Source organism: Duganella sp. Root336D2 (genome assembly GCF_001425005.1).
GTDB lineage: Bacteria > Pseudomonadota > Gammaproteobacteria > Burkholderiales > Burkholderiaceae_D > Rugamonas.
The window spans coordinates 19,997-41,936 of sequence record NZ_LMDB01000036.1; the positions used below are offsets into that span (position 1 = coordinate 19,997).

Genomic DNA, 21,940 nt, shown 5'->3' on the forward strand with positions numbered 1-21,940 from the left:
CGCCATGAAAGCTTGGATTCTGGCCGCTTTAGCGGCTATCACCCTGGCAGGTTGCAGCACCCCGCGGCACCATGAGCAACAGCACCAGCAACAGCCTTTCATTTGCCGCACGCTGGAATCCGGCCTTGGCCAGCCGCTGGTCGACAACCAGCTGGGCATCGGGCACCCGGTGCGCGACGACGCGGGCAAGGTGCTTGGCTATAGCAGCCAGTGCGCGATCAAGCCGCGCATCCAGTATTTCTACTTCACCGGTGCTGGCTTCAAACCGTTCGATATCGAGAATGGGTACAAGACGCCGCCGTCCGACATGAAGATGGTTGACGTAAACGGGGCGTCGCTTCCTTTTGTGGTGCGGGTGGAGGCCGGCACCATCAACCGCTTCATCTACACGATTGCGATGCTGGAGCGCGCGCCCTGGAATCGCAAGCTGGTCTACTGGATGCGCGGTGGCGTCGGCATCGGCCACCAGCAGGGGACGGCCCTGTGGCTCAACGGTGCGCTGAACGGCTCGGAGAAGCAGTTGATGCCGAAGCTGCTGGCGCAGGGCTATGCGATTGCCAATTCGTCCGGCAACGAGAGCGGGGTTCATTACAATATGCGGCTGGCCGAGGAAACGGCGGCGCAGACCAAAGCCTACTTCAGCGCAACCTACGGCAAGCCGGTGTATACCATCGGCATCGGCGGTTCGGGCGGGGCGGTGCAGCAGTATATGTTTGCGCAAAATCGTCCCGGCCTGATCGATGCGGGAATTCCGGTGCAGTCGTATCCGGACATGGTGACGCAATCGATTCCGATTTCCGATTGTCCTTTGCTTGGCCAGTACTTCCGCGAGGAGGTGGCGCGCGACCCGAACTCGCCCTGGGCGACCTGGAGCCGCCAGTCCCTGGTGCAGGGCATGAATGCCAGCGACACCGCGAAAAACCCCTTTACCGGCAAGCCCGGCACCACCGAGTGCATCAATGGCTGGCGCTTTGCGATGCCGACGGTGCTGAATCCGCAATTCCGCGACAGTAAATTCGACAAGGCGATTGCCTTCTATGGCTATGCGCCGCAAGCCTTCGCCAAGGTGAAGTGGACGCATTGGAACGACCTGGAAGAATTCTATGGCACGGATGCCGAAGGCTTCGCACCAATCCCGCTCGATAATGTGGGTGTTCAATATGGCCTTGCGGCGCTGGCCGCCGGGAAGCTGGATGCCGATGAATTCCTGCGGCTGAACGCCTGCGCCGGCAGCTGGAAGGAGCAGCGCGATTTCGTGCCGTACAAGCCGGACGACGATCCTTTCGACTCGGCCAATATGCATCGCAGCGCGACTTGCCGCGAGCCGGCCGGTACGCCGGCATTGCGGCGCAAGGGCGACCAAGGGGCAATACGTGCGGCATTCGAGTCAGGCCATGTATTCACCGGCAAGCGGCTTGGCATTCCTGTCATTGACCTGCGCCCGTATCGCGAGGCGGAACTGGACATGCACAATGCACGGCAGGCTTTCTCGGTCCGTGCACGGCTGCTGGCGGCCAACGCGGTGGAGGCAAAGCGCCAGGTTATCTGGTTTGCACAGCCGGATACCGATTTGCCGGGGCAGGTGATGAAGGCAGTGGAGGTGCTGGACAAATACCTCACCGCCGGCAGCGCGCCGGTGGAGTTTGCCGACCGCTGCGTGGACAGCGCCGGCAGTGTGCTCGCTTCCGGCCCCGATGCGTGGGGCGGCATCCTCGATGGCGTCAGGCCTGGCGCATGCACGCAGGCGTTCCCGATCCACAGCAGCCCGCGCATGGTGGCGGGCGAATCAATCCGGGGCGACACCTTCCAATGCAAGCTCAAGACACTGGAGAAGGCCTATACTGACGGAACTTACGGGCCTGCGGTGAGCTTCAATGATGCACAAAAGGCATGGTTGTCCCGCATTTTCCCGCAGGGCGTGTGCGATTACAATAGCGGGTTATGAAGATCCCACCATTGAAATACCTTGTCCCGGGCACTTTGGCCGGGCTGTTGCTTGCCTATACCGGCATCGGCTTTCTCGCCGTACCGGCAATCGTCAAGTCGCAGGCGGCCAGCCAGGCCTCGGAAAAACTGCATCGCCAGCTCAGCATTGAGGAAGTCTCGTTCAACCCCTTCACGCTGGCCGCTTCGGTGCGCGGCCTGAAAATGATGGAGCCGGACGGCAGCACGGTCTTTGCCAGCTTTGATCGCCTGGGTGCGGACCTGTCGTGGCAGTCCGTCAGCAAGATGGCGCCAGTCGTGCAGGAAGTCCGCCTGAGCAAGCCGTATGTGCACCTGGCGCGCAATGCCGATAACCGCTACAACATCGACGATATCCTGAAACTGATCGCTAGTCAGCCGCCGTCGCCGGAACCTGCGCGCTTCTCGGTCAATAACATCCAGCTTGAAGAGGGCAGCCTGTCTTTTGAGGACAAGCCGGCCGGCGTGACACACAAGGTGCAGGACCTGAAACTGGGCCTGCCATTTGTCTCTTCCTTGCCGGCCGACGTGACGATTTTCGTCGAGCCGCTGTTCAGCGCCAATATCAACGGTGCACCGCTGCTCTTGAAGGGTAAGGCGCGTCCGTTCGCGGAGCCGAAGGACTATGCGCTTGAACTGAAACTCGATAAGGTCGACCTGACCAACTACCTCGGCTACCTGCCGTTCAAACCGGGCTTCAAGCTGCCGTCGGCTCACCTGGAGGCGCAGCTTAACCTGACCGTGGTGCAGCCGAAGGAAAAACCGGCATCGCTGGTGCTGGGCGGGGCGGCTATGCTGTCGGGTGCGCAGTTGCAGCAGCTTGATGGCACGCAGGTGGCCAAGCTGGCTGCGCTGAAGGTCAAGCTGGGCAAACTGGACCTGCTGGCGCAGCGTTTCGAGGTCGCCAGGGTGGATATCGATGGGCTGGAACTGGATGTCAAACGCAGCAAGGAGGGAGTGCTGAACCTGGCCCAGCTGGTTCCAGCCGCAGCCCCGGATGCTGCGCCGGCAGCGGCGCCTGCGGCCAAGCCGGCCGGCGCTGGTCCGGTCGTGCTGCTGAAGGAATTGGCTGTCAACGGCGCGGCCTTGCGCTACGCCGATGAAACGCCGCAAGGCAACCTGCGCGCCGACCTGGCGAAATTCGGGCTGGTGGTGCAGGACATCGCCTTCGATGGCGGCAAGCACACGCTGGATATTGCATCCGTCACGTCCGGGAGTGCGGAAATCGACGTCCACCAGGGCAAGCTGGCGGAAAAGGCTGGCGGCGACAAGACGGCGGCCAAAGCGGCTGGCGAAGAGCCGATGCAGGTCAAGGTGGGCAAGCTGGAAATCAGCGAGTGGAACGCAAAGCTGCGTGAAGACCTGCGTGCAGAGCCGACTGTCTTCAAGCTGTCGCCGCTGGCGCTGACCGTCGAAGGCTACTCGAATGTGCCTGGTGCGTCTGCCGAGGTGGCGCTGAAAACCGCCGTCAATAAAGGCGAACTGGAACTCAAGGGCCAGTTGGCGCCTTCGCCGCTGAATGCGGACCTGGCGCTGGAGCTGAAGAATTTCGACCTGCTGCCTTTGCAGCCTTACGTCACCGATTACGTGAACCTGCGCCTGTTGCAGGCGGCCGTTTCCAGCAAGGCGCGGCTGCGCCTTGAAACGGGCAAGGACGGTGCGGTGGCTGGCGGCTTCAAAGGCGATGTCAGCGTGAATCGTCTTTCTACGGTCGACAAGTCCAGTTCGAATGATTTCCTGAGCTGGAAGTCGCTGGCATTTGGCGGCATGGATGTGAACTTCAAGCCGTTCACCCTGAACATTGAACGCGTTGCGCTGGACGACTTCTTCGCGCGCGTGATCATTGACCCGAACGGTCGCCTGAACGTGCAGGACGTGACGCGCAAGGAAGGCGAGGAGGGCAAGAGCCTGACCGAGGCTGGCGCCCGTGCGCAGGCAGTCAAGGATGCCAAGGCAAAGGCGAATGATGTGGCGCAGGCAGCAGCGCCGCCTGCCGCCGCGACACCAGCCCCGGCGCCAAAGGCGGCTCCTGCGAAGCCTGCGGAACCGCTGCCGCCGATCCGTATCGGCAAGGTGCAGCTTTCCGGCGGGCGCGTGCGCTTTACCGACAACTTCATCAAGCCGAACTACACGGCCAACCTGAAGGAACTGGGCGGCACTGTGAGTGGCCTGTCGTCGGATCCGGCGCACAGCGCAAATGTCGACTTGCGCGGCAACGTCAGCGGGGCGCCATTGCTGATCGCCGGCCGGGTGCATCCGCTGAAGCACGAGCTTTCGCTAGACCTGCGCGCCGAAGTGCGCGGCATGGAGCTGTCGCAGCTCTCGGCTTATGCCGATAAATACGTCGGCTACGGCATCGAAAAAGGCAAGATGACTTTCGAAGTTTCGTATGCGCTGGAAAACCGCCAGCTGAAGGCGGAAAACCGCCTGGTGCTTGACCAGCTCACCTTCGGCAAGGAGAGCACCAATCCGGACGCCACCAAGCTGCCGGTGAACCTGGCGGTGGCACTGCTTAGCGACCGCAATGGCGTGATCGACATTAACGTACCGATTGGCGGCTCGCTGGACGATCCGCAATTCTCGCTGGGCGGCATCATCCTCAAGGTGATCGGCAACGCCATCATGAAGACTGTCACTTCGCCATTTGCCCTGATCGGTTCCCTGTTTGGCGGCGGCGAGGAATTGTCGATGCTGGAGTTCGACCAGGGCCGTGCGGCATTGCTGCCGGCATCGGAGGGCAAGCTGAAATCGCTGGCCAAGGCGCTGACCGAGCGCCCCGCCTTGAAGCTCGATATTACCGGCCGCTTCGATGATGCGGCGGAACTGGAGGCGCTCAAGCACGTGGCGCTGGAGCGCAAACTGCGCCAGCTCAAGACGCGCGAGCTGCAGGCACGCGGCGGCGCGCTGCCGGAAGGCGGGGTTGTGGTGACCAGCGAGGAGCGCGCGGCCTTGCTGGAGCGTGCCTACAAAGAAGAAAAATTCATTAAGCCGCGCAATGCGCTGGGTTTCGCCAAATCGCTGCCTGCGGAGGAAATGGAAAAGCTGATGCTGGCCAATATCAACCCTGACCAGGACGATTTCATCACCCTCGGCAACCGGCGCGCGCAAGCAGCCAAGGATTGGCTGGTGGGGCAGGGCAAGGTGGCGCCGGAGCGCATCTTCCTGGTTGCGCCCAAGGCCGGCGCGGCTGCCCGCGTAGAGTTTGCCTTGCACTAGGAGCCATGTATGCCGATGCTGGAACTGGGTAGCGCGCAACTGCACTATGAGCTGATCGAAGGCGATCCGTGCCAGCCGTTACTGGTGTTCCTGCATGAGGGTCTTGGGTGCATCCGGATGTGGAAGGAGTTTCCGGAACGGCTTTGCGCTGCCACCGGTTGCGCAGGCCTGGTGTATGAGCGGCAGGGTTATGGCCGGTCCTCAGCGCAGCTTGCGCCGCGCGGCGTGCACTACCTGCACCAGTTTGCGTTGGCCGAACTGCCGGCAGTGATGGAGCGCCTGGCGCCTGGCCGCGAGCATATCGTGGTGGGCCACTCGGATGGCGGCAGCATTGCGCTGATCTATGCGGCGGGTCGGCCACCTGGCTTGTGCGGCGTGATCAGCGCTGCTGCACACGTGTTTGTCGAAGACATGACGATCGAGGGCATCCGGACCGTGCTGGCTGCCCACACTGCCGGCAAGATGCGCGCCTTGGCTCGCTATCACGGCGACAAGGTGGAGCAGGTGTTTGCTTCCTGGGCCGATACCTGGCTGGCGCCCTGGTTCAGGCAGTGGAATATCGAATACCTGCTGCCGGCGATCGCATGTCCTTTGCTGGCAATGCAGGGCAGCGACGACCATTACGGCTCCGGCGCGCAACTGGATGCCATCGAGCGGGGAACGCCCGGTGCCCGCCAGTTGCTGCTGCCAGGCTGCGGCCACAGTCCCCATATCGAGCAGCCAGGGGCCACTTTGCAGGCCATGGCCGCGTTCATCAATCCTTTGGCAAGCCAGGCGAAGGCTTCTGCGGCTTTGCGTGCTTGAGCATTGCCGCCAGCAAGTCGACATCTTCATCGCTTTCGGGCGCCGCGGCAGGGGCCTGCAGCTTGCGCGGTGCGCCAGCTGCCGTCGCAGGGCGCGGGTGTACCGTCGTTGATCCTGCCGGCTTTGCCCCTGCCGGCGGCGCGGCTGCAAGCTCGCGATGCGGCATTGCCGCGTTCACGATGGTCGCGGCCTGCTGCGCGGCCGCCGTTAAGGGTGCGGGCGGCGTGAAAGCCGCGGGCGGCGCTCGGTATGCCGGCAATTCCGGCTGCCGTTCAGGTGCCGTTCCATGGCCCTGCAGCCAAGCCCAGGCCGCAGCGCACGTTGCCAGCAGCGTCGCCACTGCGGCAAGGTGTGCGCGCTGCGGTGCATGCCACCGGATCCACCGGCGTACCGGGGCCGGCACGCTGCCGCCGTTCGCCAGCCGCGCCAGGATGCGATGGCGATCATCCCGCAGCGCGGGGCCTGCAAACAAGTCGGGCCGCATGAGTCCTCCCAAAGCTTGATCTCGCTCGAGCCGTCCAATTGCGGCACGGCATAGGATTGAAGTGTCGCGCGCCGCATGCGCTTTCGTATTGATGGATCGCACCATGTTGCCATTTATCGTCGCGGGCATTTTCGTAGCGGCCAGCACTGCCGGCTGGCTGGTCCTGTTCCCTCCAAAACGCCGTCCCAGCCCACGCCAGCGTCGCATGCTGTTGATCGGCGCCGGAACTGCGCTGTTGGCCCTGGCTCCGCCGCTGCTGGTGCGCTTGCTGCGGCCACGCCAGATGGTGCCGGCTTTCGACGACAGCGCCCGCCCGGCCGACCGGCAGATCACGGCATTGCTGCAAGGTGAGCAACTGGTGCCGCCACCGCCGTTGCCGCCGCTGGCTTTCGCCACTGCGGAAGTGGAGCTGCAGCGCCCCATGCTGTCGCAGGCTGACCGCGACTGGCAGCGCCTGGACCAGGATTTCGCGCGGCGCCTTCTACTGGTGTTCGGCGTGATGCGCGATCGCCATGGCTACGAGATGGTCCTGCTTGAAGGCTACCGCAGCCCCGAACGGCAAGACAGGCTGGCCGCGGCCGGCAGCCATGTCAGCAACGCCCGGGCATTCCAAAGCTTCCACCAGTTCGGGCTGGCCGCCGATTGCGCCTTTATCCGCGAGGGAAAGCTGGTCATCAGCGAACGCGATCCCTGGGCGATGCGCGGCTACCGGTTGTACGGCGAGGCCGCGGAAGCGGCGGGCATGATATGGGGCGGGCGCTGGACCATGATGGACTTTGGCCACACCGAATTGCGCACACGCGGCACCAGGGCTTGAGGAGGCTCAAGAAGGAGAGCAGCGCTTGATGGCAACATCGGCCAACCTGCCTCCCTTTTCCGGCCCATCATGCTGCAACGAACCTGGTACTTGCTCACCGACAGGCGCACCCTGAACATACTGGCCTTTGCTGTGGTGGCGGGGCTACTCTTCGTCGGCGCCGGACTTCTGCAGCTGGCCCTGGTGTGGGCGCTGGCCGGCGTCGCGGCATTGGCGGTGCTGGCGTTGACGGTTTGCGGCGTCCGCCGTTATCTTGCACGGCGGCGTGAAACAGAGCCGGCGCCGCCGGCGGAGGCGCGTGCCGAGGCCGACCTCGAAGCGGTTCGCAGCGCATTGCTGGAGGCGCTCGGCACGATCAGGAACTCGCGCCTCGGTCACGCAAGCGGCGCGCGCGCCTTGTACGAATTGCCCTGGTATATGGTGATCGGTAATCCGGCCGCGGGAAAAAGCAGCGCGATCACGCAGTCCGGCTTGCAGTTCCCGTTCGCCGACCAGAAAGCCATCCAGGGCGTTGGCGGCACGCGCCACTGCGACTGGTTCTTTACTGCGCAAGGCATCCTGCTCGATACTGCCGGCCGCTACGCGGTGCAAGCGGTTGACCGGGAGGAGTGGCATGGTTTCCTGGAATTGCTGAAGAAGCACCGGCCACGGGCGCCGATCAACGGCATCGTCATCGCGGTCAGCATCGCCGAGTTGCGCGGCGACGAGACCGAGCCGGTACTGCAGCTTGCGCGCAGCCTGCGCCAGCGGGTGCAGGACCTGATCGAAAAGCTGGAAGTCTTCGCGCCAGTGTATGTCATGTTCACCAAAGCCGACCTGGTAGCCGGCTTTGCCGATTTCTTCGCGGATGCGGACGCGCCGGAACGCGAACGGCCCTGGGGCGCCACCATGCCGTTCAAGCAGAAGGCCGGCTGCGGCGACATGCTGGCGTTCTTCGAACAGAGCTTCGATGAGTTGTGCCAAGGGTTGCGCGAGATGGGAATCGCCAGCATGACCCAGCGGCGGCGCGAACTGGTGCCCGCTGGCGTGCATACCTTCCCGCTGGAGTTCGCAGCCCTGCGTGCGCCGTTGATGGCTTTCCTGGCCACGCTGTTCGAGGACAACCCCTTCCAGTTCCGTCCTTTGTTCCGCGGCTATTACTTCACCAGTGCCCTGCAGGAAGGACAGCCGCTGTGCGCGCAGTCGCTGCGGGTGGCCCAGCGCTTCGGCCTGGCGCTGCCGGCAGATGCTGCGCCGCGCACTGGGAGCGGGGCGGGATATTTCCTGCCACGGCTTTTCCGTGAAGTGATCTTCGCCGACAAGGATCTGGTTTCCCAATATGCGACACGCAAGCAGCGGCTGCTGCGCAATGGCGGTTTTACAGCTGCGATCCTGCTTCTCGGTGCAGCCCTGGGCGCCTGGACCTGGTCGTATTCGGGCAATGCGCAACTGGTCGCCAATGCGGCGGCCGACCTGGACAAGGCCGTCAAGATGCAGGCGCAGAGCCCGGACCTGCAATCGCGCCTGGAAGCGCTGCAGCTGCTGCAGGACCGCATCGAGCAACTGGATAAGCTGGAGCGCGAATCGCCCTGGCTGCTGGGTATGGGGCTGTACCAGGGCGATGCGCTGGGCCGCAAGCTGCGCAGCGAGTATTTCAAAGGTATGGGTGAGATCCTGCTCAAGCCTGTTGCGGCCAGCCTGGAAACGCAATTGTTCGCCCTGGGCCAGCGCGAGGCGGGCAACGTCGAGGATTCCTATAATGCGCTGAAAACCTACCTGATGCTGGCGGATAAGTCGCATGCCGAGACTGGCCACCTGGGCGACCAGCTTACGCGCCATTGGCGCAGCTGGCTGGAGACCAATCGTGGCGCCATGCCGCGCGAACAGTTGTTGCGCAGCGCGGAAGGCTTGCTGGCATTTTACTTGTCGCAGTTGAACGATCCGGCCTGGCCGCGCATTGAAGCCCGGCTGGCGATGGTCGATACGGCGCGCGGCCAGTTGCGGAAAGTAGTGCGCGGCATGACCGCCCGCGAGCGCGTCTATGCCGAAATCAAGGCGCGCGCCAGTACCCGCTATCCCGCGATGACGGTGGCACGCATAGTCGGCGCACAGGATCGGGAGCTGGTGCAGGGCAGCCACGCCGTATCTGGCGCGTTTACACGCGAAGCGTGGGAGGGTTATGTCCGGCCTGCGATCCGCGAGGCGGCCAACAGCGCGCTGCAGTCGAGCGATTGGGTGCTGAAAACAGCGGAGCGCACCGACCTGACGCTGGAGGGCAGTCCCGAGCAGGTGCAGAAGGCGCTGACCGAAAGCTATAAGTCCGATTACGCAAAGGAGTGGCAAGCATTCCTGCAGGGCGTCGTGATTGCGCGCATGCCCGACTTTCCGCACACGGTCGAGGCCATGAACCGCCTGGGCGACCCGGCCATTTCCCCGCTGCTGAAAGTGTGGAACACGGTGGCGGCGCAAACCAGCTGGGACAGCCCGGGGCTGGCGGCGGCCGGCGTGCAACAGGCGGAGCAGGGATTGGCGCACTGGTTCAAGGCGCGGCTGTTCGAGCGCGCGCCGGCGGCGGGAGCCGTGGCGGCTGCGCTGCCGCAAGCCGGGGCGCTGGGGCGCGAGTTCGCTCCGGTGGCTGGATTGCTGGCAGCGCGCGACAAGGATGGATCGCTGATGCGGACTTACCTCGAGCACCTTTCGCGGCTGCGCGCGCGCCTGAACGGCATCGGCAACCAGGGCGACCCTGGTCCAGGTGCCCGGCAACTGATGCAGCAAACTCTCGAAGGCCAGGGTTCCGAGCTGTCCGAGGCTCTGCGCCACGTCGATGAACAGATGATGGCGGGGCTGGACGATGCGCAAAAGCAGGCTATCCGGCCGCTTCTGGTACGACCGTTGATCCAGGTCTTTGCCGGGCTGCTGGCGCCGGCGGAGGCCGAGATCAACAAGACCTGGCAGGCGCAAGTCTACCAGCCTTTCAACCGCACGCTCGCTGGCAAGTTCCCGTTTGCGCCGGCTGGCAGCGCGGAAGCAAGCCAGGCGGAGATTGGCCAGGTATTCGGGCCGGAGGGAGCGATTGCGAAGTTTGTCGGCAACTCCCTGGGGGCGCTGGTAGTGCGGCGCGGCGATGTGCTGGCGCCCAGGACCTGGGCCGATATCGGCATCGGCCTCTCGCCGCAGACCTTGCAGCGCTTTCCGGCCTGGATGGCGCCATTGGCGGCGGGCGGCGTGGCATCGGCTACGCAGACCTTATTCCAGCTCCTGCCGCATGCCGCCAGCGGCCTGGCGGAGTACTCGATTGAGATCGACGGCCAGCTGCTGCGCTTTCGCAACAGCGCGCCGCAATGGGTGAACATGGTCTACCCGGGACCGCAGGGCAGCAGCGGCGTGCGAATCAGTGGCGTCACGCCGGAAGGCAAGGTCGTGGAGCTGTTCGGCGAGAGCGGGGCAGCGGGGCTGCGCAAGATGATCGATTCCGCCTCCCGTACGCGCAAAGAGGAGGGCGTGCATGAACTGCGCTGGAGCAGTGGCGCTGTCGCGGTGTCGGTGGACCTGCGCATCACCAGCGCGCCGGGGAGCGCCCAGGGCGACGGCGGTTTTCGCGGCATGCGCTTACCTGAGACCGTGGCCGGCAAAGGGAGCGCGCCATGAACGCCCCGTCGCAGCGCATCGCCTATTTCGGCAAGCTGCCGGGATGCGGTGATTTCGTGCGCTCGCCAGGCGACCAGGTGTTGGTGGAATTGATGGACCAATGGCTGGCGGCCGTCATGCAGCGCCTTGCCGCCAATCCGCGCTGGCGCCAGCATTACGACGCTTGCCCGCCGCTGGACTTCGCGTTTATCGGCACGCGTTCGCGCCAGGTGGTCTGCGGGCACCTGCTGGCGAGCCGGGATCAGTCGGCTCGCCGCTTCCCGTTCACCTGCATGGCCGTGCACCACGTCGCGCAAGCGCGTGAGTTCCTTCCATTGAGTCCGCTGGCGCTGGCGCCGGCCTGGGAAGGCCTGGCTAGCGCGGCAGGCGCGGCAACTGCCGCTGTGCGGCCGGTCGATGGACTGCGCCCGGTGCCTCTAAGCGGCGCCGGGCTGGCGGCGGCGGCCCTGGCGGACTACATGGCCGGCTCCTGCCTGGCCAGCCTGCAAGGCTCGCTGGCCGGGCCGTGCGGGAGCACATCGGCGCGGCACCTGCTGCTGGCACTGGGACTGCTATTGTCGCCGCTGCGCGAACGCGTTCCGGTCACCTCGCGCTGCCTGGCCTTGCCATTGCCGCGCGAAGCGGTCCTGAGGGCGCCGGTTGCGGCTTTCTGGATGTCGCTCGCGGCGCCGCTGCTGGCATGCCAGGACCTGGAGATTGCCATGTTCCATGCGACGCTCGCCGGACAGCCTTCGCTGGTACTGGGACTGGACGGCGCGAACCCGGCCAGCCTGTTCTCTGTAATCGACCCCGATGCTGCCCGGGAAGGCATGGTGGCCCTTGGCGACTGCGCCTGGGCGGAAGGCGCAGTGCATGGCGACGCACCGTTGCAGCGCCTGGCGGCTTGCCTGGAGCAGGGGCAGCTTGGCCTGCCGACGGCCGTTCAACTGTTCCATGAGACTTTCTGCTGACAAAGGAGGCTGCCATGCATAAGCTGGCCCTGGTTTTCTACCTGGCCTGGATGCCGCCTGCCGCGCAGACTGCACCGGTCGTCGTGGCCGGCACGGTGCCGGACGAAGCGACCAAGGCCGCCATCCTGCAACGGGCGCGCGCCTTGTATGGCGCCGCCCGCGTGGTAGACCAGATGGCGATCGGCAGCGTGGTGGCGCCGCCCAACTGGAGCGCGCATATGCAAAAGCTGCTGGCGGAGCCGCTGATGCAGGTGACCCAGGGCCAGTTGACGGTCGAAGGCAACCGGGTGGGGATCCGCGGCGATGTTGCGAACGAGGCGCTGCGGCAGCAGGTGGCCAGCGAACTGGCAAACAGCCTCAATCCCACTTACACCATCAGCAACGGCTTGCGCGTCAACGCCCCGGCGCAAAAGGTGCTCGACACCGTGCTGGCGCGTCGCATCATCGAGTTCGAAAGCGGGCAGGCGGTGCTGCGTCCTTCGGGGATGCTGATCCTGGATGAAATGGCGGCAGCGCTGGGACAGATTGGCGGGCGCAAGGTGGAAGTAATCGGCCATACCGACAACACCGGCACGCGCGAAGCCAACCTGGCGCTCAGCCTGGCTCGCGCCGGCGCAGTGCGCAGCTATCTTGCGGCCAAAGGCATTGCCGCCGCCAGCATTGCGGTGGCGGGTGCGGGCCCGGACCAGCCGTTGGCAGATAACGCCAGCGCCGAGGGGCGCGCCCGCAACCGGCGCATCGAATTCCGGGTCGCGGACTAGGGCAGCGTCATTGTCAAGGTGGCTGGACGCGGGGGCTGCTTGACCACGTCCTGGTAGGCTGCCAGCGTGGCGCTGGTCGAACTGGCGAGCGAATAGCGCATGGCGCCGAACGAGGCCAGCGCCGTCAGGGCGAACACGCCGCCGCTGATCCACAGTGGCGCGTTGCTTTGCAGCTTGTGCGAGATATTGTCAGGCCGCGCTGAGCGCGGGGCAAAGCCGTGGTCTTTGCCGCGCAGGTGGGCTATCTCCTCGCCCAGGCGCGCAGTGAGGCAGGAAAGACGGTCGGCATCATCCAATGCATAGCGTCCCTTGAAGCCGAGCAGCAGGCACATATGGAATACCTGCAGCGCCTGCAGCCTGGCGCTGCCCTTCAGGCGTAGCTGCTCAAGCTTGTCGAAGAAGTGTTCGCCCGCCAGCTGGTCGCCAAACAGGAGCAATTGCAATGGACGTCGCTCCCAGGCATCGCGCAAGGGAAAAGTGGATGCGAGTATGGTTTCGTCCAGGGCGGCGCAGAAGGCGTACTTGGCGCTCTCGATATCATCGGCTGCGATGTGCAGGTCGCGCGCCTGGCTGCCCAAATCTTCCAGGAAGCTGCGGATGGCGCCGGCGAATTGCGCTTCACCTGGAGGCGCACCGCCATGGCGCAGCAGGGAAAGCATGTGGAAGCCTTCGTGCATCAAGTCCACCAGTGCCGGGACGCGTTGTTGCGGCGGCGCGGCGCGCCGCTCGATGAAATGGTTCATGCGGCCACCACCAGCAATTCCAGCCTCAATTCCTTGAGCCCTGCTGGAACATAAATGGAAATGGATTGCGCCTTGAGCATCTGCTCATAAAGTACGCCACGGTTCTCAAGCGTGAAGTAGCAGGTGTCCGGGCGCACCGGGATGGCGGAAGGCACCTGCGGGGCGTGCACCAGCTTCACGCCTGGCATGGCCGACAGCACGCATTGCTCGACGTCGTCCGGTGCGCCGGCCTTGACGCGCAAGGGCACTGCTTCGACCAATTCCAGCACCGGTATGGCCGCAGCGATGGCAAGGTAAAGGGTGGCGCCGGCGCCGATCTTGCCTGAATCGAGCTTGCCAATGTGATAGCCGGGTTTTTCTTCGCGCAGGGAGACGGCGAAATAGCGCGCCGAAATCACGGTATCGAGGAGTTCGCGGATCAAGCCATCGAGCTGCAGGAAGGCCGGGCCGGGGGCCGCGTGGTCGTAGCAGGGCAGGTTGCCGAGGTGGGCCAGGCGCGAATACGTCATCAGGCCACCCGCCAGGCCGAGCATGGCCTGGTACAGGCGCTCCGGATGAAGCGCGGGATGGCGCAGCAGGTGCAGCAAGGTCGCTGCCGAAGTGGAGACCGTGTGCAGCAGCCAGAATGAGGAGACGTCGCCGCCGCGGAATTCGATGACGTTGCGGCTTGGCTCGCGCATATGGCCTTGCAAAGCGTTGATCTTGGCCTGCAGCGCATCCATCAGCTGGTCCAGCAGGAGCTTGAGGCGTGGCGTAGCGCTGATGGAAAGGGAAGGCGGCATGAACGAGGGCTCGATCTCGAAGCTGCCCGACACGACGCGGCGCAGCCGCAGCAGGGGAAAGCTGTCATAAGCGCCGCGCGGTTCCAGTTCCGATACCAGGCGTACTTGCTTGCGCAGGTAGGTCAGACCGGCCGGCAAGGCGTCGCTGAACAAGTCTTCCGTCTCGCGCTGCGCCTGCTGGAAGCGGTCCGATTCCTGCGACGGCAGCGCGGCGTGATAGCAGATTTCCTGTACCTCCGCCGGCAAAGTGGTGAGGTCGATGGCCGTCGGCAGCGGGTCGCTGGCGGGCGCGTCGAACAACTCGCCTTCGCGAAAAATTGCGCGCAAGGCGAGTACGCGCAGTTTGCCGTTTGCCAGCGCTGCCGTATCCCACTCGACAGATTGCACGCCCCACAGCATTGGCTGGGCCGCCAGCACGGTCGCGTGCATGCGCGCCTCGTGATAGCGGTCCTGCTGCTGGAAGTGTTGCGGACGCAGGAACAGGCCTTCGCTCCAAAGGATCTTCGCAGGTAAAGTCATGCCGGCCTCCTTGGTTGAAGTATCCATTAAAACCGGCGCCGTGCAGCAGGCGTTTGCGCGGGCGCAAACTGCGGCGCGGCGATGTCGGCGGCCTTTGAGACAACGCAATGGCGAGCTCGCGCATCGATTCAATAATGGCCTTCACTTTGCGGAAGGAGAGAGCGATGCGCAAACTATTGACCGCAGGACTGATTGGCGCGGCCACGCTGGCCGGATGCGCCGTAGAGGTGCCGCTGCAAGGCAGCGAACGGGCCGGCCGCCAGACGCTGGAGAAGATGCTGGCGGAAGCCGACCGCGCCGCAGCAGCGGGCCAGAACGAGAAGTCGCAGGCGGCGCTGAAGGCCGCTGCCGCAAGCTACCCTTCCGCAAAGGCGCCCTGGCTGCAACTGGCGCAGATGCGTTTTGAACGTGGCAATTACAGTGAGGCCATTGTGCAGGCGCAGGAGGCGCTGCAGCGCGATCCGGCCGACAAGCAGGCCCTCAGCATCATCGCCGTCAGCGGCCTGCGCCTGGCGACGCGCAGCCTGGCGGATCTGAACCAGCAAAGCGGCCTTGGTGGATCGGTGCGCAGCGAAGCGCAGGAACTGGCGCGCACGCTGCGCAACACGCTCGGCGAGGAGGTGCTTGTTCCGGTAGCCGGCTCGCGCCAGCTGAAAAAGACTGCGCCGCCGATCAAGCTGCCAGCATCGCGCACGTCGCCTAACCCATCCACCGCTGCCGATCCTTTCGGCGCCCTCAAATAAGGAGCCAGCCATGGCCAATCGCGACAGCGTGCAGAAGCGCCTGACCAAGGTCCGTCCGCCCCGGGTGCAGATGACCTATGACGTGGAAGTCGGCGGCGACACGGAAAACAAGGAGCTGCCCTTTGTAGTGGGCGTGCTGGGCGACTTTGGCGGCAATCCCGACTCCCCGCAGAAGCGCCTGAAGGAGCGCAACTTCGTCAACATCGACAGCAGCAACTTCGACGAAGTGCTGGCCGGAGTGAACCCCGTGCTGAGTTTCCAGGTGCCGGACCGGCTGGGCGGGGACGGGGAATTTCCGGTAGAGCTGCGCTTCGGATCGATGCAGGACTTCAGGCCGGAGGCCATCGTGCGCCAGGTCGGCCCGCTGGAGAAGCTGCTGCAAGCGCGCAGCAAGCTGGCCGACCTGCGCAACAAGCTGGCAGGCAACGACCGGCTGGAAGACCTGCTGACCGAGGTGCTGCAAAACACGGAAAACCTGGCGGCCATTGTGCCCAAGGAGGATTGAATGAGCGCGCAATTGAAGCCTGCAACGGCGGCCGCGATTGAAGACGCCGACCTGCTGGACCGCATTGTCGAGGAAAGCAAGGTGGCCAAATCCAGCAGCGAGCATGAACGGGCGCGCGACATCATCGGCGAACTGGCGCGGCAAGTGATGACCGGCACCGTGCATATGTCGCATAGCCTGTCGGCCACCATCGACGCCCGCCTGGCGGAGCTGGACCGCATGATCTCGGACCAGCTCAGCGCCATCATGCATGCGCCCCAATTCCAGAAGCTCGAGCAAAGCTGGACCGGGCTGCATTACCTGGTGCGCAGCACGGCCACCGGGCCGGCGCTGAAGATCCGCCTGCTCAACGCCACCAAGCGCGAGCTGGTTCGCGACTTCCAGAGCGCGCTGGATTTCGACCAGAGCACCATCTTCAAGAAAGTCTACGAGGAGGAATTCGGCACATTCGGCGGTTCACCGTATGCGGCGCTGCTTGGGGACTTCGAGATCTCGCGCCAGCCCGAGGACATCTATTTCATCGAGCAGATGTCGCACCTCGCTGCTGCTGCGCACGCGCCCTTCATCAGCGCCGCCTCGCCCGAACTGTTCGGGCTGGAGAGCTACGGCGACCTTGGCAAGCCGCGCGACCTGGCCAAGGTGTTCGATACCGTGGAATACGCCAAGTGGAAGGCCTTCCGGGAATCGGAAGACGCGCGCTACGTAGGCTTGACGCTGCCGCGCTTCCTGGGCCGCCTGCCGTTCAACCCGCTCGACGGCACCACGGTGGAGGGCTTCAATTTCGTGGAAGACGTGGATGGTCGCGACCACCACAAGTACCTGTGGTGCAATGCCGCTTACGCGTTCGGGGCGCGCCTGACCAAGGCGCACGAGGAATTCGGCTGGTGTGCCGCCATTCGCGGAGTGGAGGGCGGCGGCCTGGTGGACGACCTGCCGACGCATACCTTCAAGACCGGCGAAGGCGAGGTGGCGCTGAAATGCCCGACCGAGGTGGCCATCACCGACCGCCGCGAAAAGGAACTCAGTGAGCTCGGCTTCATTTCCCTGGTCCACTGCAAGAACACCGCCTATGCAGCATTTTTCGGCGCGCAGTCGGCGCAGAAGGCCGTGCGCTACAGCTCCGACGCAGCCAACGCCAATGCCGTGCTGTCGTCGCAATTGCAGTACATCTTCGCCGTGTCGCGCATTGCGCACTACATGAAGGCCATGATGCGCGACAAGATCGGCAGCTTCGCCGCCGCGTCCAGCGTGGAAGACTTCCTCAATCGCTGGCTGATGAAGTACGTGCTGCTGGACGATAACGCCAGCCAGGAACAGAAGGCCCAGTTCCCGCTGCGCGAAGCCTCGGTGCAGGTCAGCGAAGTGCCGGGGCGGCCCGGCGTATTTCGCGCCGTCAGCTTCCTGCGCCCCCATTTCCAGCTCGACGAGCTGACCGTTTCCCTTCGCCTCGTGGCGGAGCTGCCGCAAACCACCAACCACTGAGAAGGAGTATTGCGATGGCCATTGACGTGTACCTGCAAATCGAAGGCATCAAGGGCGAGTCGACCGATGAGCGCCATAAGGACTGGATCGAATGCAAATCGGTCAGTTGGGCGGTGGAGCAGCCGCGTTCCGCCACCTCATCCACCGGCGGCGGCCATACGGCCGAGCGCTGCGAGCATCGCGACGTGGTGATCACCAAGCTGGCCGACCTGGCTTCGCCGATCCTGCTGCAAACCTGCTCCGCCGGCCGTACCATCCCCAAGGCCAAGCTGGAGTTCATGCGCGCCGATGCGCAAGGGGAGCGGGTCAAGTACTTCGAAATCGAACTCGATAACGTGCTGATTGGCGCGGTTTCCCCTTCGGTCGGGGAAGGCGAGATCCTGACCGAAGAAGTGGGCTTCAAGTTCTCGAAAGTGCGCTGGAAGTACACGCAGCAGCGCATTTCGGGCGGCATGGGCGGCAATACGTCCGGCGGCTGGGACCTGGCCAGCAACCGCGTCGCATGATTCTTGGAGGGAGTTGCGGCTGCGGCGCGCAAGTGCTGCAGCCGTTTTTTTCGGAGGTGCGGCATGGGCGGCTACCGGCCGGGATTGCTGGACCGTTTGCTGGGGGCACAGCCCGGCGCGCGTTTCCTGTCGCCGGAGCAGGTGAAGGAAAGCGTGGCGCGCGACCTCGAAGCGCTGCTGAACACGCGCACGGCGCTGCCAAGGCAGCTGCTGCAGGCGTACCCGGAATGTGCAGGGTCGATCCTGAATTTCGGGCTGGCCGATTTCGCAGGCCTGTCGCATAGCAGCAGCGAAGACAGGCTGCGCATCTGCAGCAGCATTCGCCAGGCCGTCGAAAGGCATGAACCGCGGCTATGCAATGTGCAGGTGACGCTGGCCGAGCGCAACGGTACTGTCAACCGCATCGATATCGTCATTGCCGGCATGCTGCGGGTGCATGGCGCAAACGAAGCCGTCAGCTTCAGCGCCGCCTTGCAGCCGTCATCGCTGCATTATTCCATCAAGCGCGGAGCCATTGCATGAGCATTCAACTGAAAACCCTGATTGGAAAACTGAACGACACCTGCCGCACCGGTGCCACCCGCGCCGCAAATATCGCTATCGGCATGGGGCACGGCGAAGTGGATGTGGAGCACCTGCTGCTTGCGCTGCTGGAACAGCCGGAATGCGACCTGCAGGCGATAGCGCGGCGCAGCGACGTCAGCATGAGCGCACTCGAAGCGGACTTGCGGCGCGAGCTGGCCGGCGTGCGCATTGCCGCGACCCGTGTTCCGGTATTCGCGCGGCGCCTGCAATTATTGCTCGAGCATGCCTGGCTGATTTCCTCGCTGGCCCTGCCGCAGCCTGACCAGGTGCGCAGCTGCCATCTGCTGCTTGCCTTGTTGACCGAATCGGAGCTGTCGCAGCAGGCGGCCCGAATTTCGGGCCTGTTCGCGCGCTTCCCGGTCGATGGCCTGAAGCACCGCATGGAAAAGTACGTCGCCGGCTCGGTGGAATGCGCGCTGCCGGCTGCGACGCAGGACGGGGCGGCGCAGCTGGCCGCATCGGCGCCGGCTCCGGCGCTGGCGCAATATACGGTCAACCTGTGCCAGCTGGCGCGCGAGGGCAAGCTCGACCCGGTTATTGGGCGCGCGGCGGAGGTGCGCCAGTTGATGGACATCCTGCTGCGCCGGCGCCAGAATAATCCGATACTGACCGGTGCCGCTGGCGTGGGCAAGACTGCGGTGGTGGAAGGCCTGGCCTTGCGCATTGCGGCGGGCCAGGTGCCGCCGCCCTTGCGCAGTGTGGCCCTGCACGCACTTGACCTGGCGCTGCTGCAGGCCGGCGCCAGCGTGCGCGGAGAGTTCGAAGCCCGCCTGAAAAATGTGATCGACGAGGTTCGCCGCAGCCCGCACCCTATTGTCCTTTTCATAGACGAAGCGCATACGATGATTGGCGCCGGCGGTGCGGCAGGGCAGGGCGACGCCGCCAACCTCCTGAAACCAGCCCTGGCGCGCGGCGAGTTGCGCACGATCGCGGCAACTACCTGGAGCGAGTACAAGCGCTTTTTCGAGAAAGATGCCGCCCTGGCGCGCCGCTTCCAGGTCGTCAAGGTCGAGGAGCCGGACGAGGATACTGCGGCAGGCATGCTGCGCGCGATGGTGCCGCTGATGGAGCAGCACTTCGGCGTGCGGGTGCGGGACGACGCGGTGACGGCCGCGGTGCGCCTTGCGCATCGCTACATCAACAGCCGCCAGCTGCCCGACAAGGCGGTTGGCGTGCTCGATACGGCTTGCGCCCGCGTGGCACTGGGGCAGTGCGCTTTGCCGGCCCTGCTGGAGGATGCAGCCTGCCAGATCGAGCGCCTGTCGGCGCGCATCGCGGCGCTGGAACGGGACGCGTCCTGCGGCGCCGGCGCCGCCGATGCGCGACCTTCGGCGCTGCCGGCGCTGCGCGACGAGCGGGGCAGCCTGCAAGCCTGGCATGCGGAGCTGGCGGCGCGACACGAGCGCGAGCGCGACCTGTGCGCCCGCGTGCTCGCGCTGCGGCAGCAGGACGACGCTGGCGCAGCGGCCGAGATGCAGCAGCAACTGCAGGCGCTGCAGCGCGAGACGCCTTTGGTGCCGCTGGAAGTCGATCGCCACGTCGTGGCAGGCGTGGTTGCAGCGTGGACCGGGATTCCGGTCGGGCGCATGCTGCGCGACGAGATACGCACAGTGCAGCAGCTCAAGCCTGCGCTGGAGTCGCGGGTGCTGGGGCAGCCGCACGCCGTCGAAAGCATCGTGCAGCGCATGCGCACTGCGCGTGCCGGGCTCGATGATCCGCGCCAGCCGAAAGGCATCTTTCTTCTGACCGGACCGTCCGGCGTGGGCAAGACGGAAACCGCACTGGCGCTGGCGGACCTGCTGTATGGCGGTGAGCGCAAGCTGGTGACCATCAATATGAGCGAATACCAGGAGCCGCACAGCGTGGCGGGCCTGAAAGGTTCGCCGCCCGGCTACGTTGGCTATGGCGAGGGCGGCGTGCTGACCGAGGCGGTGCGGCGCAATCCTTATTGCGTGGTGCTGCTGGACGAAGCCGACAAGGCCCACCCGGATGTGCTGGAACTGTTCTACCAGGTCTTCGATCGCGGCGTGCTGGAAGACGCCGAGGGGCAGATGGTCGACTTCAGCAACACGCTGATCGTCCTTACCGCCAACCTGGGTTCGGGCGCCATCATGCAGGCCTGCCTGAACCGCGGCGCAGCGCCGCTGCCGACGCCGCAGGAACTGGACGCGCTGCTGCGGCCGCACTTGGCGCGGCATTTCAAGCCGGCCTTGCTCGGGCGGCTGCAAGTGCTGCCGTACTACCCGATTTCAGACGAAGCGCTGGCGCAGGTCATTGCGCTGAAGCTGGGCCGGGTCGGCCAGCGCATCAGCGAGAACCACCATGCTGAATTCTGCTGGGACGATGCGCTGGTGCAGGCGGTGCTGGCGCGCTGCACCGAGACCGATTCGGGCGCGCGCAATATCGACAGCATCCTGCATGGCAGCCTGCTGCCGGGCGTCGCCGATGTGCTCCTGGCGCGCATGGCCGAGGGCCTGCCCGTGGCGAAAGTGAAGGTGGGCGTGACGCGCCAGGGCCAGTTTAGGATTACCACCAGATAGGAGGGCGTATGTTCACCACTGAGGACTTGCTGGTGCCGGTCAGCGTCGGCCAGCCGTGCGGCGAGGACGTTTCGTTCGACGCCTGCATGGATGCGATTGCGGCCGCTCGGCGGCAAGACGACCCGACGCTGGAGCAGGGCGAGTGGGCCGTTCCCTTGCATAGCGCCGACTGGCCGCTGGTGGCCAATCGCTGTGCCGAGCTGCTGCGCTTGCGCAGCAAGGACCTGCGCCTGGCCGTGTGGCTGGCGGAGGCACGGGCGCACACCCACCGCATGCGCGGCCTGGGCGATGGCTTCCTGCTGCTGGCCGGCTTGTGCGAACGCTTCTGGGAGCAGCTGCATCCCTTGCCCGACGGCGGCGGGCACGAGCTGCGCAGCGGCAGCCTGGCCTGGCTGCTGGCGCGCACGCCGGCGCTGGTGCAGGGCTGCGCGGCCGATGACGATGCCGAAGCCGGCCTGCAGGATGCGCGGCATTGCCTGGCCGGGTTACAGCGGCTGCAGGCGGCGGTCGATGCCCGCCTCGGTGCGGATGGCCCGGCGTTCGGGCTAGCGCGGGACGCAGTGCGGCGTGCGCTCGAAGATGCCGAGCGCACCGCGCCGCCAGGCCGGGCGGTGGAGCCCACCGCCATTGGCGGCGCGGCCGCAGCGAAGGCGTGCGCGCCGCGACCCGGCGCGCCGGGCCAGCCCGCCATGCCGCAGACGCGCGAGCACGCCCTGGTGCAGCTGCGCCTGGTGGCCGAGTTCTTCCGCCGCACGGAGCCGCACAGCCCTGTTGCCTACCTGGCGGAGAAGGCCGCCAACTGGGGCGAACTGGCGCTGCACGAATGGCTGCGCGCCGTGGTCAAGGATCCGGCGCAGGTCGCGCAGCTGGACGAGCTGCTCGGCGCCGCGCCGCAGGCCTAGTGTATGATCCGC

General features: G+C 65.2%; 17 protein-coding genes. 14 read left to right on the forward strand and 3 right to left on the reverse strand.

All coding sequences use genetic code 11. The annotated features are described in order from the left end of the window. Window positions 1-4: 4 nt before the first annotated feature. From ASD07_RS22530 to ASD07_RS22540, 3 genes are read left to right on the forward strand one after another with little or no spacing between them, the layout of a single operon-like run. The gene (locus ASD07_RS22530; protein WP_055935448.1) at window positions 5-1,945 is read left to right on the forward strand and encodes a DUF6351 family protein; all 1,941 of its coding nucleotides are present in this window, start codon (window positions 5-7) and stop codon (window positions 1,943-1,945) included. Between the two features lie 11 nt (window positions 1,946-1,956). Then, on the forward strand, window positions 1,957-5,178 hold the full coding sequence (locus ASD07_RS22535; protein WP_162246598.1) for a DUF748 domain-containing protein: 3,222 nt from the start codon (window positions 1,957-1,959) through the stop codon (window positions 5,176-5,178). A gap of 9 nt (window positions 5,179-5,187) precedes the next feature. Next, entirely contained in the window at window positions 5,188-5,982 is a 795-nt protein-coding gene (locus tag ASD07_RS22540) for an alpha/beta fold hydrolase (protein WP_055935453.1), read from the forward strand. On the opposite strand, the gene ASD07_RS22545 is transcribed toward ASD07_RS22540, so the two are convergent. Further along, entirely contained in the window at window positions 5,933-6,466 is a 534-nt protein-coding gene (locus ASD07_RS22545) for a hypothetical protein (protein ID WP_156398148.1), read from the reverse strand. The genes ASD07_RS22540 and ASD07_RS22545 overlap by 50 nt on opposite strands. 103 nt (window positions 6,467-6,569) lie before the next feature. On the opposite strand from ASD07_RS22545, the gene ASD07_RS22550 reads away from it, so the two are divergent. From ASD07_RS22550 to ASD07_RS22565, 4 genes are all read left to right on the forward strand, one after another. Then, a complete protein-coding gene (locus ASD07_RS22550) occupies window positions 6,570-7,283 on the forward strand; it encodes a M15 family metallopeptidase (RefSeq protein ID WP_055936376.1) in 714 nt (237 codons plus the stop codon). A 69-nt stretch (window positions 7,284-7,352) separates the two neighbouring features. Next, entirely contained in the window at window positions 7,353-10,910 is a 3,558-nt protein-coding gene (gene tssM / locus ASD07_RS22555) for a type VI secretion system membrane subunit TssM (RefSeq protein ID WP_055935457.1), read from the forward strand. Next, window positions 10,907-11,860, forward strand: a complete 954-nt coding sequence (gene tagF, locus ASD07_RS22560) for a type VI secretion system-associated protein TagF (protein WP_055935459.1) — start codon at window positions 10,907-10,909, stop codon at window positions 11,858-11,860. The genes tssM and tagF overlap by 4 nt, the downstream gene beginning before the upstream one ends. Before the next feature lie 14 nt (window positions 11,861-11,874). After that, window positions 11,875-12,621, forward strand: a complete 747-nt coding sequence (locus ASD07_RS22565) for an OmpA family protein (RefSeq protein ID WP_082507523.1) — start codon at window positions 11,875-11,877, stop codon at window positions 12,619-12,621. On the opposite strand, the gene icmH is transcribed toward ASD07_RS22565, so the two are convergent. Continuing rightward, complete coding sequence (gene icmH / locus ASD07_RS22570) at window positions 12,618-13,364, reverse strand: type IVB secretion system protein IcmH/DotU (RefSeq protein ID WP_055935460.1); 747 nt, start codon at window positions 13,362-13,364, stop codon at window positions 12,618-12,620. The two genes, ASD07_RS22565 and icmH, sit on opposite strands and share 4 nt — an antisense overlap. After that, entirely contained in the window at window positions 13,361-14,665 is a 1,305-nt protein-coding gene (gene tssK, locus ASD07_RS22575; protein WP_055936382.1) for a type VI secretion system baseplate subunit TssK, read from the reverse strand. The genes icmH and tssK overlap by 4 nt, the downstream gene beginning before the upstream one ends. Window positions 14,666-14,829: 164 nt before the next feature. Between tssK and ASD07_RS22580 the strand changes: the two genes are divergently transcribed. From ASD07_RS22580 to ASD07_RS22610, 7 genes are all read left to right on the forward strand, one after another. After that, a complete protein-coding gene (locus ASD07_RS22580) occupies window positions 14,830-15,408 on the forward strand; it encodes a M48 family metallopeptidase (protein ID WP_055935462.1) in 579 nt (192 codons plus the stop codon). Window positions 15,409-15,418: 10 nt separating this feature from the next. After that, on the forward strand, window positions 15,419-15,913 hold the full coding sequence (gene tssB / locus ASD07_RS22585) for a type VI secretion system contractile sheath small subunit (protein ID WP_055935464.1): 495 nt from the start codon (window positions 15,419-15,421) through the stop codon (window positions 15,911-15,913). Continuing rightward, the gene (tssC, locus tag ASD07_RS22590) at window positions 15,914-17,395 is read left to right on the forward strand and encodes a type VI secretion system contractile sheath large subunit (protein ID WP_055935466.1); all 1,482 of its coding nucleotides are present in this window, start codon (window positions 15,914-15,916) and stop codon (window positions 17,393-17,395) included. 14 nt (window positions 17,396-17,409) lie between these two features. Continuing rightward, window positions 17,410-17,901: a type VI secretion system tube protein Hcp gene (locus ASD07_RS22595; protein ID WP_055935467.1), complete on the forward strand. Its 492-nt coding sequence runs from the start codon at window positions 17,410-17,412 to the stop codon at window positions 17,899-17,901. 63 nt (window positions 17,902-17,964) lie between these two features. Continuing rightward, on the forward strand, window positions 17,965-18,423 hold the full coding sequence (gene tssE, locus ASD07_RS22600) for a type VI secretion system baseplate subunit TssE (protein WP_055935469.1): 459 nt from the start codon (window positions 17,965-17,967) through the stop codon (window positions 18,421-18,423). Further along, the gene (gene tssH, locus ASD07_RS22605; RefSeq protein ID WP_055935471.1) at window positions 18,420-21,026 is read left to right on the forward strand and encodes a type VI secretion system ATPase TssH; all 2,607 of its coding nucleotides are present in this window, start codon (window positions 18,420-18,422) and stop codon (window positions 21,024-21,026) included. The genes tssE and tssH overlap by 4 nt, the downstream gene beginning before the upstream one ends. Window positions 21,027-21,034: 8 nt before the next feature. Further along, complete coding sequence (locus ASD07_RS22610) at window positions 21,035-21,928, forward strand: type VI secretion system ImpA family N-terminal domain-containing protein (RefSeq protein WP_055935473.1); 894 nt, start codon at window positions 21,035-21,037, stop codon at window positions 21,926-21,928. The last annotated feature ends 12 nt before the right edge of the window (window positions 21,929-21,940 follow it).

Coding starts and splice junctions, on each gene's coding strand:
- ASD07_RS22530 (WP_055935448.1), top strand. CDS start 5: ATGAAAGCTTGGATTCTGGCCGCTTTAGCGGCTATCACCCTGGCAGGT.
- ASD07_RS22540 (WP_055935453.1), top strand. CDS start 5,188: ATGCCGATGCTGGAACTGGGTAGCGCGCAACTGCACTATGAGCTGATC.
- ASD07_RS22545 (WP_156398148.1), bottom strand. CDS start 6,466: ATGCGGCCCGACTTGTTTGCAGGCCCCGCGCTGCGGGATGATCGCCAT.
- ASD07_RS22550 (WP_055936376.1), top strand. CDS start 6,570: ATGTTGCCATTTATCGTCGCGGGCATTTTCGTAGCGGCCAGCACTGCC.
- tssM (WP_055935457.1), top strand. CDS start 7,353: ATGCTGCAACGAACCTGGTACTTGCTCACCGACAGGCGCACCCTGAAC.
- tagF (WP_055935459.1), top strand. CDS start 10,907: ATGAACGCCCCGTCGCAGCGCATCGCCTATTTCGGCAAGCTGCCGGGA.
- ASD07_RS22565 (WP_082507523.1), top strand. CDS start 11,875: ATGCATAAGCTGGCCCTGGTTTTCTACCTGGCCTGGATGCCGCCTGCC.
- icmH (WP_055935460.1), bottom strand. CDS start 13,364: ATGAACCATTTCATCGAGCGGCGCGCCGCGCCGCCGCAACAACGCGTC.
- tssK (WP_055936382.1), bottom strand. CDS start 14,665: ATGACTTTACCTGCGAAGATCCTTTGGAGCGAAGGCCTGTTCCTGCGT.
- ASD07_RS22580 (WP_055935462.1), top strand. CDS start 14,830: ATGCGCAAACTATTGACCGCAGGACTGATTGGCGCGGCCACGCTGGCC.
- tssB (WP_055935464.1), top strand. CDS start 15,419: ATGGCCAATCGCGACAGCGTGCAGAAGCGCCTGACCAAGGTCCGTCCG.
- tssC (WP_055935466.1), top strand. CDS start 15,914: ATGAGCGCGCAATTGAAGCCTGCAACGGCGGCCGCGATTGAAGACGCC.
- ASD07_RS22595 (WP_055935467.1), top strand. CDS start 17,410: ATGGCCATTGACGTGTACCTGCAAATCGAAGGCATCAAGGGCGAGTCG.
- tssE (WP_055935469.1), top strand. CDS start 17,965: ATGGGCGGCTACCGGCCGGGATTGCTGGACCGTTTGCTGGGGGCACAG.
- tssH (WP_055935471.1), top strand. CDS start 18,420: ATGAGCATTCAACTGAAAACCCTGATTGGAAAACTGAACGACACCTGC.
- ASD07_RS22610 (WP_055935473.1), top strand. CDS start 21,035: ATGTTCACCACTGAGGACTTGCTGGTGCCGGTCAGCGTCGGCCAGCCG.